The sequence below is a fragment of the Cryobacterium sp. AP23 genome (assembly GCF_054075385.1).
Genome location: NZ_CM133415.1, coordinates 3,508,710 through 3,522,130 on the forward strand (window position 1 = coordinate 3,508,710; position 13,421 = coordinate 3,522,130).

The following is a 13,421-nucleotide window of genomic DNA, read 5'->3' on the forward strand; positions in this document are numbered from 1 at the left end:
TCATCTCATCCCCACGCGCCTGCGCGAGTTGCCACTTGACGCCCTTTGGTAAGCATCGAATGGGCCTCAACTGTCATCTCATCCCCACGCGCCTGTGCGAGTTGCCACTTGAGGCCCTTTGGCAAGCATCCAATGGGCCTCAACTGTCATCTCACCGCCACGCGCTGGAGGGCGCGCTCGTGAGTTGCGGCGAAATTCCCCTTCGCGGGCGCTGAAGGGGCACTTCGCGGCAACTCGACGAAGCGCCCTCCGCCGACTTCGGCCGAATGCCCCCTTGGGGGCGCTGAAGGGGCACTTTGCGGCAAGTCGGCAGGGTGCGCATTCGCACCCGGCTGTCACCGGCGCCGGGTAGCCTTGATGAATGGCAGTGTGGGACGACCTGACGGGTCAAGCAGACGCGATCGCCATCTTCCGCGCCGCCGCCGAGCGGCCCGGAGCGGTCGCCACGCTGGAGCGCCCCGACGCCGGCCCCGACTCGCGTCCCGGCACCGGCGCATCCGCCAGCACCGGCACGGATGCGGCGCCCAGCACCAACACCGGCGCATCCGCCACCGCCAGCACGGATGCCGCGCCCTCCACCTCCACCTCCATGACCCACGCCTGGCTCATCACCGGCCCGCCCGGCTCCGGTCGGTCCAACCTCGCGTTCGCGTTCGCGACGGCGCTGCTCAGCCCCGGCACCGCGCAGGGCGACGCGTCTACCCAGAAGCTCGTCGACGCCCGCACCCACCCTGACCTCACCGTGCTCAGCACCGAGGGCGTCATCATCAAGATGGAGTCCGTCAAGGAGGCTGTGGCCCGGTCGCAGTACTCCCCGTCGGTGGGCCGCTACCGGGTGATCGTCGTCGAAGACGCCGACCGGATGGTGGAGCGCACCTCGAACGTGCTGCTCAAGGCCCTTGAAGAACCGCCGGAGCGCACCGTGTGGATCCTCTGTGCCCCCAGCGAGGCCGACCTGCTGCCCACCATCCGCTCCCGGGTGCGCACCGTGCGCCTGCGGGTGCCGAGCATCGAGGACGTCGCGGCCCTGCTCATCCGCCGCACCGGCGTGGACCCGGCCGTCGCCGAACGCGCCGCCCGCGAAGCGCAGAGCCACATCGGCATGGCGCTGCGTCTCGCCACCAACGCCGAGGCCCGCTCCCGCCGGGAGGAGACCCTGCGCGCGGCGCTCGGCCTCACCGGCATCTCCAGCGCCGTCAACGCCGCCGCCCGGCTGCTGGCCATCGCCGGCGACGACGCCAAGGCCATCACCCTGGAGCGCGACGCCACCGAGCGGGAGGGCGTGCTGCGGTCGCTCGGCGTCGAGCCCGGCCAGTCGGTGCCGCCGGCGCTGCGCAGCCAGATCAAGAACCTGGAAGACGACCAGAAACGCCGCGCCACCCGGAGCCTCCGCGACGGCATCGACCGGATCCTCGTCGACCTCACGTCGCTGTACCGCGACGTGATGATGATGCAGCTGGGCCGGGAGAGCACCATCATCAACCGCGAGCTGCTGCCCGAACTGCACAAGGCCGCCGCCGCGTGCGACCCGGCGGCGACCGTGGCGACGATGGATGCGATCGCCCTGGCCCGGCAGCGTATCGAAGCGAACGTAGCACCGGCACTGGCGCTGGAAGCCATGCTGGTCTCCATGATCCGACGGTGACGGCGCCCACCATGCGGCGAACCTGCAACAACGAAAGAGGAACTCTGTGACCAAGCGCACTCGCGTATTCACGACCATTGCGGCCGCGGTGGCAGTGACGCTCGGGCTCACCGGCTGCGTGCCGTGGTTCCTGCCCCAGCCGGCCCCATCCACCTCCACGCCCACCGGCGAGAAGGTGGAATCCGGCCTCGACCCGTTCTACAGCCAGGTGCTGGACTGGACCGACTGCGACGACGGCATGCAGTGCAGCACCGCGACGGTTCCGCTGGACTGGGACGACCCATCCGCCGGCGACGCGGAGCTCGCCCTGGTGCGCCAGCCCGCCAAGGGTGAGCGGATCGGCTCGCTGCTGGTGAACCCGGGCGGCCCGGGCGGGTCCGGGTACGACTTCGTCAAGGACTCCGTCGACTACGCCACGGATGCCGCGCTGCAGGAACGCTTCGACATCGTCGGCTTCGACCCGCGCGGGGTCGGCCGCTCCAGCGCGGTCTCCTGCTACGAGCCCGCCGAGATGGACCAGTACCTCTACGGCCTCACCGACGCCGACCGGGGCACTGACGCCTGGATCCAGGAGCAGGAGGCCAGCGCATCCGGCTTCGCCGACGCCTGCGCGGAGCAGACCGGCCCCTTGCTGGGCCAGGTCGACACCGAGAGCGCCGCCCGCGACCTCGACCTGCTCCGCGCCGTGCTCGGCGACGCGCAGCTCAACTACCTCGGCTTCTCCTACGGCACCTTCCTCGGCGCCACCTACGCGGAGCTGTACCCCGACAAGGTCGGCCGGCTCGTGCTGGACGGCGCGCTCGACCCGTCCACCAGCAACTTCGACGTCACCGCTACCCAGGCGCAGGGCTTCGAAAGCGCCCTCCGCGCCTACCTCACCGACTGCCTGGCCGGATCGGACTGCCCGTTCGACGGCTCCGTCGACGATGCGATGGCCACCATCCGGGCGCTGCTCGACTCGGTGGACGCGAACCCGATCACCGCCACCGACGGCCGACAGATGGGTGCGAACGCCCTGCTCACCGCCATCATCTACCCGCTCTACCAGGCCACCGCGTGGCAGTACCTCAGCGACATGTTCGACACCGTGCTCCAGGGCAGTGCGGATGGCGCGCTGCAGTTCGCCGACGCCTACAACGGCCGCAACGCCGACGGCACCTACGCGGACAACTCCACCGAGGCGTTCATGGCCATCAATTGCGTCGACTACGCCTACGACGACGACCCGGCCACCATGCGCGCCCAGGCCGCCCAGATCGAGGAGATGGCGCCCACCATCGGCACCTACATGGCCTACGGCGACATCTCCTGCGCCAACTGGCCGTACGCCTTCACCGGGGAGCGTGAGGAGATCCACGCCGCCGGCGCCGCCCCGATCCTGGTCGTGGGCACCACCAACGACCCCGCCACCCCGTATGTATGGGCGCAGAACCTGGCCGGCCAGCTCGACAGCGGCCAGCTCGTCACCTACGAGGGCGAGGGCCACACCGCCTACAACAAGTCCAACTCCTGCGTGAACGACGCCGTCGACAACTACCTGATCGACGGCACCGTGCCCGCGGCCGACCCGATGTGCTGATGCATGGCCGAGAACTCTGACGAACTGGGCCTGCGCGAACGCAAGCGCCTGGCGACGCGCCGGGAGATCCAGCGCGCCGTGCTGACGCTGTGCTCCCAGCGCGGCATCGACAAGGTCACCGTCGAGGAGATCAGCCGGTTCGCCGAGATCTCTCCGCGCACCTTTTTCAACTACTTCGCGTCCAAGGATTCCGCCCTGGTCGGCGACGAGCTGGAGCTGGCCTGCGAGTCCGACATCGAACGGTTCGTCGCCGGCGGCCCGGACGGTGACGTTCTCGCGGACCTGGCCACCCTCATCGGCCTGAGCCTGCAGAATACCGACGGGGACCGCGAGATCCACGAACTGCGCCGCGCGGTGATGAAGGACAACAGCTACCTTTTCACTATGCGGATGGCCACTCTGCGCAACTTTGAAGCGGGCCTGCAGAGCATTGTCGAGCGCCGGTTCGCCGCCGATGACCCCCGCCTCGCCGAGGATCCCCGCGCCCTCGCCCAGCGGGCGCTGCTGTTCACCCTCGTGGCAATGGCCGCGACCCGGCACGCCTGGCGGTGCTGGGCCGAGGCGGATGATCGCAGCCCGTTGTCGGCGTGGGTCGCCAAATCCTTCCGCGAGCTGTACTCGGTGACCTCCCCGACCGACTAAGCTTGGATGCTGTGTCACCGGGCACGTTTCGCAAGGAACTATCCGGTCTCACGCCGCCTTAGCTCAGTTGGTAGAGCGATTCACTCGTAATGAATAGGTCATCAGTTCGATTCTGATAGGCGGCCCCACTGTTTTCTCCCGGATCGGCGGCCAACTGGCCCCGGTCCTTTTTTATGCGTCCGGCGCGGCTATGAGAGCTGAATTGAGCGTTTCATCCGCGGATCGGACGCGGACGCTGAAGCGGAAGTGAGCCGCAGTAACCGATCTACTGTCGGGCTCCTTCCCGGCATAAAGCACGCCGTCACGTAGCACCAATTGAGGAACTGGGTCGCTACCGAACTGCTCCACAAGCGCATGTCTGTCGACCATGATGTACATGCCGGTCCGGAGGAATGGTGATCCCGGCAGGGGCTCAGTTTCGAGCAGCATTCTTTCTTCCCAAATGGGGTCGTCCGGGTTGCGGCCGAAGTTCTTCACAATGCTTCCGACGAGCTTCGCAGCAACATCCAGGTAGGGAATGCTGCTGATGACATCCACCTCAGCCAGCCCGCTATCCCGTACAACAGTCTCCACCTTGTTGAAGTACTCGGACAGGTCAGCGTCGAGCTCGACCAAGGTGACGTGCAGATTCACGTGCCTGCCAAAAACCACGCGTCGAAAAGCTCCTCGGGCGAGGAACCCTCCGGCATTGTCGTAGTCCCTCACGGTGAAGTTCACGAGCTGTGCGGCACGTTTACTCGTGCTGGTCGACTGGGGATCGCGGACGTCAACCTCGAGGCGCAGTAGCCCCTCGTTGGTCTCTGTTATGTCGGGCATGTCGCCGGAGTAGAAACCCTGAATGTCCATTTCGAAGTAGTGCTCTCCGTCCACCACCGGCCTCGCTCCGACAGCATCCGAATCGGCCGGGACGACGGTGTAGGACACTCCCTGGTGGGGCCTGTCGTCGTCTCCAAGATCGACGAAGCCCAACAATGGGGCTCTGAGTACCGCAGCACTGAATGGAAAAACTTCTGCAGGCTGAGACATCTTTTCCTCCGACCACGCAGCTCCATTGCCGCGAATTAGCACGAGTGAAGCACAGGGGCATCGCGGCGGCTATGGTTGTGGCTCCCCCCGTTCCGGGCTCATTCGCACCGGCGCGCTCGCAGCGGGTGAACGTGCTCGGGGCGGGCACTAATGCTCGCGGCGCGCGATAATTGGCGGATTAGCCCACGCCGCGAGCATTTTCGCGTGCCACGAGACCTATCGGGCGCCGCGAGCATCCGTTGGATCGCGAAATACGGGGCCGGCGCTCATGGTTGACTCAGGTATGGCTGACACTGGGCGCGAACGGGTTCAAACGGATGCGCGGACGCGCGGACTCGAGATCGACATCGTCGAGCGGCCCGCAGCCGACAGCCTCGAGAGTGCGGCACGTCTGCTCGGCCTCGAACCCAGCGGCATCGTGAAGTCGCTCGTGGTGAAGCGGCACGACGGCGACTACATCTTCGTGCTCGTTCCCGGCGACCGGCAGATCAGCTGGGCCAAGCTCCGGGCACTTGTGGGCGTGAACAAGCTCTCCCTGCCGCACGAGGACCTCGCCCTCGCTGCGACCGGGTACTCGCGCGGCACCATCACGCCGCTGGGCAGCACCACCGACTGGCCGGTATTCGCCGACGAGCGGATGCGCGGCACCCGGGTGGCGATGGGCGCGGGGGAGCACGGCTACTCAGCGTTCGTCGACGCGGATGCGCTCCTCAACGCCTACGGCGCCACGGTCGCCGACATCACCGACGAGCTCAAGCCCCGCGCCTAACCCCGTCGCCTGTACGTGGCTCGTCCGCGCGTGACCTAGTGGACCGCGTCGACCGCACACTCGCGGCACTAGTTGGATGCGGCGGCACGCATTAGATCGCGTGCCGCCGGACGAATCGCGTGCCGCCGGACGAAACGCGAGCCGCCGGACGAATCGCGTGCCGCCGGACGAAACACGTGCCGCCGGGCGTATCGCGTGCCGCCGGACGAAACACGTGCCGCCGGGCGTATCGCGTGCCGCCGGACGAAACGCGTGCCGCCGACGAGGTCAGCCGGCGGTGACGGCCGAAGCAGAGGGAGAAACCCCGCGCGCCGCCGCGGCATCCGCCTTGTAGAACATGGCACGGCGGATCCCCACGACCACCCGCTCGCCCACCAGATAGCGCCGGCCGGGTACCCGGCAGCGCACCCTGATGCCGTGCCACTCCGCAACCACATCGTTGCTCGCCCGGCCGTACAGTGACGACGTCACTACGGCTTCGTGCGCCGCCCCGGTGCCCGGCTCGAGTGTGATGTCCTCTGGCAACACTGCGATCGTGCCCGTACCGACCGCCCCGCCGCCCGATTCGAGCACGGCACCGGGCACCACACACGGATGCCCGTCCGCGGTGAACCCGCCCGCGCTGCGGGTTCCCGTGAACAGGGTCGCATCGGAGAGGAACCGGGCCACCTGGGCCGTCACCGGCCGGGTGACCAGCTCGACCGGGCTGCCGACCTGCTGGATGCGTCCGCCGTCGAGCACGACGATGCGGTCGGCCAGGGCGAGGGCCTCCTCCCGGTCATGGGTGACGTGCACCACGGTGAGCCCGATCGACCGGGTCAGCGACTGCAGTTCGAGGCGCAGGCTGTCGCGCAACGGCTCGTCCAAGGCCGAGAGGGCCTCGTCGAGCAGCAACACCCGGGGGCGGCCGACGATCGCCCGGGCCAGGGCCACCCGCTGGCGTTGCCCGCCGGAGAGGGTGGCCGGGTTGCGCTTGCCGAACCCGGTCAGGCCCACCAGCTCCATCACCTCGGCGACCCGTTGGGCGCGTTCGACCCGGGGTACGCGCGCCAGCACCAGCGGGTAGGCGATGTTGCGTTCCACACTCCAGTGCGGCCAGACCGCGTGCTGCTGGAATACCATGCCCAGCCCGCGCTTCTCCGGCGCGACCAGAACTGCCCGGGAGGCGACGAGGGTGTCGTCCAGGTGGATCGACCCGGAGGTGGGGGAGAGAAAACCGGCGATGGCGCGGAGCAGTGTCGTCTTTCCCGACCCGGATGGCCCGACCAGCGCCACGAATTCGCCATCGGCGATGGCAAGGTCGATGCCGGCCAGGCCGGTGGTGCCGTTCGGGTAGACGAGGCCCACATCGGTGAGGGTGACTGACGACATGTGATGTCCTTTCGTTAGCTCGCCCGACGGGCGGCCAGCCCCAGGCCGGCCAAACCGACGAGGGTGATGATGAGGGAGAGTGCCGACGCCGCGTTGTACGCGCCGGCCTGCTGGAGGCTGAAGATGTTCACGCCGAGGGTCTGCGCGCCGGGGGCGAGCAGCAGCACCGAAATGGTCAGCTCCCGTACCGCGGTGAGCATTACCAGCACGCCGCCGGCGATCGCGGCGGGCACCGCCATCCGCCAGGAGATGTCGAACAAGGCGCGCAACCGGCTGGCGCCCGAGATGCGGGCGGCTTCTTCGGCGGTCATCGGGGTGGCCTTCAACGGCGCGCTCACCGACTGCACCACGATGGCCACGAACGCCATCACGTAGGCGCAGAGGATCAGCCACGGGGTGTTGAACAGGCCGATCCGCGGGGCGATAATCAGCCAGCCCACCGCGATCACCAGGCCGGGAATCGCCTGCGGAAGCATGGCTACGGTCTTCAGTGCCGTGTTCGACCGCGCCGTGGTGCGGGTGACGACGGTGCCGATGGCCAGGCCGAGCACCGCACAGATCACCCCGGCGAGCACCGACAGCATCACCGAGTTCACCGCGCCGGTGAGCGTGGACGGCGCGCTGGTGGCCCGCACGATGTTGTCCAGGGTCAGGTTCTCCCAGGTCAGCGGCACGCCGGGCGCGGGTAGAAGCGCCTGGCTGAGCAGCGCGAGCAGCGGCAGCAGCGTGATCGCGAGTACCACGAGCCAGCTCACCACGGTGAGCGGAAGCCGGGCCACGCCGAGCGGCAGCAACTGCACGGCCGACGCCGAGTCGTCCAGTTCCCAGCGCGACCGGGAGACGAGCAGGTCCACCACCATGGCCAGCGCGGCCACTATCAGCAGCACCACCCCGATCGTGGAGATCACCTCGAGCGGAGACTCCACCGTGCCCGACTGGATGTACCGGTAGATCAGGGTCGACAGGGTCACGTAGCGTTCGGGCAGGCCGATGATCGAGGGGATGCCGAAGTCGGCCAGGTTGCCGACGGCCACCAGGGTGAAAGCCGACAGCATCGCCGGCTTGAGCAGGGGCAGCGTGATGGTGCGCACGGCGCGCACCGCGGAGGCACCCGAGATGCGGGCGGCCTGCTCGAGGTCGGTGGGGATGCGGCGGAGCGCGGCGGACACGATCATGTATGCGACCGGGTAGGAGTGGATGGCCAGCAGCACGATGACGCCGTCGCCGCCATAGATGTTCCAGAGCGGCCCACCGAACCAGCGGGTCCACGCCACATTGAGCGGGCCGGTGGGCCCGGCGATGCCGATCCAGGCGATCGCGCCCACAAACGGTGGCACCAGCAGTGGGGTGAGTGCGAACAACCGCAGCACCTTGCGGCCGCGCAGGTCGGTGCGGTCCAGCAGCAGGGCCAGCGCGGTGCCGGCGGCGACCGCGAGCAGGCCGGAGACCGTCGCGGAGACCAGGCTGTTCAGTCCGGCCTGCAGGATATCGCCGCTGAGCAGCACCGGCAGGTGGTTGGCCGAGAAGGCGAGCGCCACGATCGCGCCCAGCGGCAGGAGGATGACGGCGGCACATACCAGCCAGAGGGCCAACCGGAGCAGGTCGATGCCGGCGACGGTGCGCCGGGCATCCGCTCGCGGCGGCACAGGAGAGGGAAGCCGGGAACGGGCCCGGTCGAGAACGACCGGGCCCGCTCCAGTGGCTCTACTGGAAGAGCTCATTGAACCGCGCGACAGCAGCGGCCTTGGTGTCGTTGATCACGTCGAGGTCCGGGGTGAGGATCTCGATGTCGTCCATCGCCGGGGCGCCCTCGGGGGTGCCGACGTCGTTGCGCACCGGCAGGTAGGACTGCTCGACGGCCAGTTCCTGGCCCGCGGCGCTGACGAGGTAGTCGACGAACGCCTCGGAGGCGGCCGCCTCATCGGTGCTGGCGAAGATGCCCACCGGCTGGGAGACGTACGGGACACCCTCGGTGGGGTAGGCCACGTCGATGGGAGAGCCGGCGGCCTTGAGCTCGCGAACCAGGTAGTCCACGACCACACCGACCGGCTGGGTGCCGGCGGCGACGGCCTGCGAGACCGGGCCGTTGCTGTCGGCGATGACCGGCTTGTTCGCGGCCAGGTCGACGAGCCACTCGTCGCCGAGGTCGGCGTTGTCGAGCCAGACGGCGGCGTTGTACGCGGCCGCACCCGAGACATCCGGGTTGGGCATGGTGATCTGGCCGGCGTACTCGGGGTCGGTGAGGTCGGCCCAGGAGGTGGGCGGGGTGTCGATGATGCCGGTGTTGTACGCGATGACGGTGGGGATGATGCGGGTGCCCACGTAGAAGCCGTCGGGGTCGACGACGTCCTGGTTGAGCGCCTCGACGTCGGCGGGCGTGTAGGCCAGCAGCAGGTCGTCGGACTTGTAGGTCTCGAAGGTGGCGGAGTCGGCGGCCAGCAGGATGTCGGCCTGCACATCGCCGGTGGTGCGCTCGGCCTCGATGCGGGCGGTGAGGTCGCCGGTGCCGGCGCGGAACACCTCGACGGTGACGTCGGGCTGGGTCTCGTTGAACGCGGCGACGATCGCGTCGATCTTCTCCTGCGGTTCGGAGGTGTAGACGGTGATGGTCGCCGGGGCAAGAGCCTCGACGGCGGCGGCGTCCGGCGTGGCCGTGCCGTCGGCCTCCGCGGTGGAGGCGGAGCAACCGGCCAGGGCCAGACCGAGGACCACGAGGGTGGCGGCGCCGACGACCTGAGTTGTGCGTGACATGGGGTTCCTTATCGTTGTGCTGCGTGGGTGGAGGGGGAAACGGGAGTGGTGAAGAGCGGATGCGCCGCCTGCAGGCTCACCGGTGCGGCGCTGACCTGGTCGGCGGTGAGCTGCACCAGCGAGAACATCGCCAGATCGTGCCCGCTCACCGTGGCCGGGCCGGCGTTCATGACCTGGTGGTAGGCGAGGGACGGGCCCACCGCGACCGGGATGCCGTGGAAAAGGGCATTCATCGGGTGGTGGTAATGGCCGGCGAGGATGAGCCGGGTATCGGAACCGCGCAGGGCTTCGGCGAGCAGAGCCGGGTCGCGCAGGCCGATCTTCGACAGGGTCGGCAGTGGGGACGGCACCGGCGCGTGGTGCACGGCCACGACGGTCCCCATCCCGAACGGGACGGCGAGCGTCCGGGCGAGCCAGTCCCGCTGGTCGGGATCGAGGGCGCCGGAGCTGGAATCCAGCAGCACCAAGCGCAGCGCCCCGACGGTGACCACCCGGTAGTGTCCGGCGGCATGGCCGCTCAGACGGCGGGCCTCTGCCGGCGCGTCGTGGTTGCCGAGGATCGTGAACACCGGTGCTCCCACCCGCTCGCCCAGTTCGGTGAGCGCCTGGTCGACCTCGTCGTAGGCGGCCCAGTGTCCGCGCTGCACGAGATCACCGGTGACCACCACGGCTTCGGGGGTGACGCCCGCGGCCACGACGTAGTCGCCGACCTGGCGCAGACGGGCGAGACCGTCGACCTGCCCGTAGAGCAGCTCCCCGACGGTGGCGTGCACATCGCTGAGGTGCAGGATGGTGAACTTCGACGGCTCACGCATGGGCGGTCGCCGCCAGGCTGTGACGCAGCGCGTGCAGCTGATCGTCGGTGAGGCCGTGGTGCCGCAGGTATGCCTCCGCACCGCCCTCAGCGCAGAGGGTGCGCAGGGCATGTTCCATGGCCGCGGGCGGGCTGTCCAGGTGCAGCCGCAGGGAGTCGCGGTGGTCCTCGTCGGTGAGGCCGAGCCCGGCGAGCACGGTGTGCGCGTGCTCGGCCCGGTGGGCGCGCACGACCCCGGTCGACAGGGCGTAGTCGGCCACAACATCCGCCTCACTGTGACCGGCGGCGAGGAGGGCCAGCGCCACGACCAGGCCGGTGCGGTCCTTGCCGGCGGTGCAATGCACCAGCACCGCGCCGGGTGCGGTCGCGATGGCGGCCACGGCGGTGGCGAGCTCGGCGCCGCGTTCGCGGAGCAGGAAGTCATAGACCCGCTCGAGGGAGCCGGTGAGCGGCGGCCCGTCGGGGAGGCGGTACAGCGGCACGCTCACGACCGGGATGCCGTGCTGCATAGCGCCGCGCTCGCCGTCTTCGCGCAGGTCGACCACCAGGGTCACCCCGAGGGCTGCGAGCTGGGCCGCACCTGCAGCGCCGACGGCATCGAGCGCCGCGGAGCGCGCCAGACGGTGTGCTCCGTCTCTGGCGTGGTCGCTCCAGCGGGCGTTGTAGCTGCCTGCGATGGTGATGCCTGACATGCCGCCCCGTCTGATTCCTGCGTTTCATCGGCGATGAAACGTCGTTACAGAGCAAGGTTGCGGGGGCCGGGTAAACGGTCGGTGGACGACAGGCGACCGGCGCCACAACATCGGGCGATGCCCGATGAGCGGCCTACTCGTCGGCGATGAGCGCCTCGGCGACGACCGCGCGCATGGGTGCCGTGGCGCCGGCGGTGCTGCGGGAGTGCAGCGCACTGTGCAGGGCATGCAGCACGAGCAGATGGCTCAGCCGGCTGAGGAAAGGGTCGACATCGTGAGTGCGGGTGACCGGTCCGGTGACCAGGCTGATGTCGGCGAGCTGGGTGAGCGGGGACCGGGCAAAGCTGGTCACGGCGATCAACCTGGCCCCGCCCTCCTTCGCGGCCCGGCAGGCCCGCAGGGTGTGGGCGTTCGCCCCGGAGTAGCTCACGGTGAGGCAGGCGTCTTCACCGGTGAGCGATCGCGCCGCGAACTGCTGCCCGAGAACGTCACTGGGAGCCTCGACGGCCCGGCCGAGCGTAGCGAACCGCATGGCCGCATCCTGCAGTGGCGGTGCGGAGAAGCCGGTGCCCACGAGCACGAGGCGGCGGGCGGTGGCGAGTACCTCGACGGCCGCGTCGAGGGCGGCCAGGTCCACGCTGTCCCGGCCCAGGCTGATGGCGTCAGTCGCGTCGGCGAAGATCCGGGCGAGCGGATGCGTGTCGGGCGCAGCGCTTTGGGCGGTTGGTGCGGCCCTGGCCACCTCGAGGCGCAGATGTTGGAATCCGCGGAAGCCGAGGCTCTGGCAGGCGCGCACCACCGTGGCCGTGGACGTGCCGGCCTCGGCGGCGAGCTCGGCAGTGGACCACTCGGTGACGGCCCCGGGCCGGTCGAGGATCACCTGGGCGACCCGGCGCTCGCTCGGGCCCAGCAACGGCAGTGCCGCCCGAACGCGCACGAGAACAGTACCGTCGCCAAGCCGCGGCAGGAGGGGGTGGAGGTCGGCCATGGGGTGCTCCGTTGCAGGATCTGGGCATCAGCGGGTGCGGGATGGTGTGGGCAGCATAGTGATGCCGACGTAACGGGAAATGTCGGGTAGCTCCGGGCTCCTAAGCTGGAGCGATGGATACCGAGCGCGCGCAACCCCTTTCCCGCGCCTGGTCGACCCGGCGTCGGGTGATTATGTGGCTGCTGGCCGGGGTGGTGCTCGCGGTCGCCGTGGGCGGAACGGTGGCGGCGATCGCGCTGGGCAGCGGCGAGCGGAGTGCCTCCGAGTCGCCCGCGCCGTCGGCCGACGCCGCAGGCACGACGGCCGTGTTCCTCGGCGACTCCTACACAAAGGGCTGGGGTGCCTCGAAGCAGTCGCTCCGGTGGTCGACGCTCGTGGCGGGCAGCGCCGGTTGGATCGAGGTCAACCAGGGTCAAGGTGGCACCGGTTTCGTTACCGACGCCGGGGAGGGCGGTTGCGGCCTGGAGTACTGCCCGCCGTACCTCGAGCGGGTGCCCAAAGTGCTGGCCGCGCAGCCCGACATCGTCGTGATTTCCGGCGGGCAGAACGACCTGACCGCGTTCGACGCCGACCCGGACGCTGTGCACGCCGCCATCACCGAGACCTATCAGCGGATCCGCGAGGGCCTGCCGGAGGCGCGGATCATCGCGGTGGGCCCGTCGTTGCCGCAGCCGGACGACTCGCGGATCGCGAAGATCGATGAGTGGGTGCGGGCGGTCGCGAAGACCGTGGACGCCGACTACGTGAGCCTGATCGACCCGACGCTGATCGACCCGGACATGATCGCCTCAGACCATGTGCACGTCAACGACGCCGGCCACCAGGCGATCGCCAACCGGGTGCTCGACACCATGGACTGACCCGCGGAGCTAGCGCGGCAGCTTGTGGTCCTTGACCACGAGCACCACGAACACGTACACGCCCACCAGCTGCCACAGCCCCCGGAACAACAGGTCGACCGGGGAGTTGCGGGCGGGGAAGGCCGGTTGGGCCGGGGCCGGGGCCGCGGGGTGCGGTGGGGCGACGGGACTCGGCACGGCCCGCTGGTGCGGTGCCGCGCGGCGGTGGAGAAGCAGATTCTCGCTCACGGCCACCAGCGTAGGCAGGCCGGGTGACCGGCCGGCAAACGCCGGGTGACGGTTCT

The 13,421-nt window shown here is 69.3% G+C and carries 13 protein-coding genes and 1 tRNA gene; 6 read left to right on the top strand and 8 right to left on the bottom strand.

From position 1 onward, the window contains the following. Nucleotides 1-361 precede the first annotated feature (361 nt). The 4 genes from ACU5E9_RS16630 to ACU5E9_RS16645 all read left to right on the top strand — a co-directional run bounded on the left by ACU5E9_RS16630 (nucleotide 362) and on the right by ACU5E9_RS16645 (nucleotide 3,994). Entirely contained in the window at nucleotides 362-1,645 is a 1,284-nt protein-coding gene (locus tag ACU5E9_RS16630) for a DNA polymerase III subunit delta' (RefSeq protein WP_456811004.1), read from the top strand. Between the two features lie 46 nt (nucleotides 1,646-1,691). Next, nucleotides 1,692-3,224 carry an alpha/beta hydrolase gene (locus ACU5E9_RS16635; RefSeq protein ID WP_456811005.1) on the top strand — a complete coding sequence of 511 codons (1,533 nt, stop codon included), beginning with the start codon at nucleotides 1,692-1,694 and terminating at the stop codon, nucleotides 3,222-3,224. Nucleotides 3,225-3,227: 3 nt separating this feature from the next. After that, on the top strand, nucleotides 3,228-3,866 hold the full coding sequence (locus ACU5E9_RS16640) for a TetR/AcrR family transcriptional regulator (protein ID WP_456811006.1): 639 nt from the start codon (nucleotides 3,228-3,230) through the stop codon (nucleotides 3,864-3,866). A 52-nt stretch (nucleotides 3,867-3,918) separates the two neighbouring features. Next, nucleotides 3,919-3,994 (top strand) — tRNA-Thr (locus ACU5E9_RS16645). Nucleotides 3,995-4,037: 43 nt separating this feature from the next. On the opposite strand, the gene ACU5E9_RS16650 is transcribed toward ACU5E9_RS16645, so the two are convergent. Next, nucleotides 4,038-4,892: a hypothetical protein gene (locus tag ACU5E9_RS16650; protein WP_456811007.1), complete on the bottom strand. Its 855-nt coding sequence runs from the start codon at nucleotides 4,890-4,892 to the stop codon at nucleotides 4,038-4,040. 283 nt (nucleotides 4,893-5,175) lie between these two features. Between ACU5E9_RS16650 and ACU5E9_RS16655 the strand changes: the two genes are divergently transcribed. Continuing rightward, a complete protein-coding gene (locus tag ACU5E9_RS16655) occupies nucleotides 5,176-5,661 on the top strand; it encodes an aminoacyl-tRNA deacylase (protein WP_456811008.1) in 486 nt (161 codons plus the stop codon). Nucleotides 5,662-5,928: 267 nt separating this feature from the next. Here the strand turns inward: ACU5E9_RS16655 and ACU5E9_RS16660 are convergent, their stop codons facing one another. The 6 genes from ACU5E9_RS16660 to ACU5E9_RS16685 all read right to left on the bottom strand — a co-directional run bounded on the left by ACU5E9_RS16660 (nucleotide 5,929) and on the right by ACU5E9_RS16685 (nucleotide 12,277). Next, nucleotides 5,929-7,032 carry an ABC transporter ATP-binding protein gene (locus ACU5E9_RS16660; protein WP_456811009.1) on the bottom strand — a complete coding sequence of 368 codons (1,104 nt, stop codon included), beginning with the start codon at nucleotides 7,030-7,032 and terminating at the stop codon, nucleotides 5,929-5,931. A gap of 14 nt (nucleotides 7,033-7,046) precedes the next feature. Next, on the bottom strand, nucleotides 7,047-8,753 hold the full coding sequence (locus tag ACU5E9_RS16665) for an ABC transporter permease (protein WP_456811010.1): 1,707 nt from the start codon (nucleotides 8,751-8,753) through the stop codon (nucleotides 7,047-7,049). After that, complete coding sequence (locus tag ACU5E9_RS16670; RefSeq protein ID WP_456811011.1) at nucleotides 8,737-9,783, bottom strand: ABC transporter substrate-binding protein; 1,047 nt, start codon at nucleotides 9,781-9,783, stop codon at nucleotides 8,737-8,739. The genes ACU5E9_RS16665 and ACU5E9_RS16670 overlap by 17 nt, the downstream gene beginning before the upstream one ends. An 8-nt stretch (nucleotides 9,784-9,791) precedes the next feature. Beyond that, a complete protein-coding gene (locus tag ACU5E9_RS16675) occupies nucleotides 9,792-10,598 on the bottom strand; it encodes a metallophosphoesterase (RefSeq protein ID WP_456811012.1) in 807 nt (268 codons plus the stop codon). Further along, the gene (locus tag ACU5E9_RS16680; RefSeq protein ID WP_456811013.1) at nucleotides 10,591-11,289 is read right to left on the bottom strand and encodes a tyrosine-protein phosphatase; all 699 of its coding nucleotides are present in this window, start codon (nucleotides 11,287-11,289) and stop codon (nucleotides 10,591-10,593) included. The genes ACU5E9_RS16675 and ACU5E9_RS16680 overlap by 8 nt, the downstream gene beginning before the upstream one ends. A 133-nt stretch (nucleotides 11,290-11,422) precedes the next feature. Next, complete coding sequence (locus ACU5E9_RS16685; protein WP_456811014.1) at nucleotides 11,423-12,277, bottom strand: MurR/RpiR family transcriptional regulator; 855 nt, start codon at nucleotides 12,275-12,277, stop codon at nucleotides 11,423-11,425. A gap of 113 nt (nucleotides 12,278-12,390) precedes the next feature. Here ACU5E9_RS16685 and ACU5E9_RS16690 point away from each other — a divergent pair, with 113 nt between their 5' ends. Beyond that, a complete protein-coding gene (locus tag ACU5E9_RS16690) occupies nucleotides 12,391-13,137 on the top strand; it encodes an SGNH/GDSL hydrolase family protein (RefSeq protein WP_456811015.1) in 747 nt (248 codons plus the stop codon). Nucleotides 13,138-13,146: 9 nt separating this feature from the next. On the opposite strand, the gene ACU5E9_RS16695 is transcribed toward ACU5E9_RS16690, so the two are convergent. Continuing rightward, nucleotides 13,147-13,365, bottom strand: coding sequence for a hypothetical protein (locus tag ACU5E9_RS16695; protein ID WP_456811016.1), 219 nt, complete (start codon nucleotides 13,363-13,365; stop codon nucleotides 13,147-13,149). Between the last annotated feature and the right edge of the window lie 56 nt (nucleotides 13,366-13,421).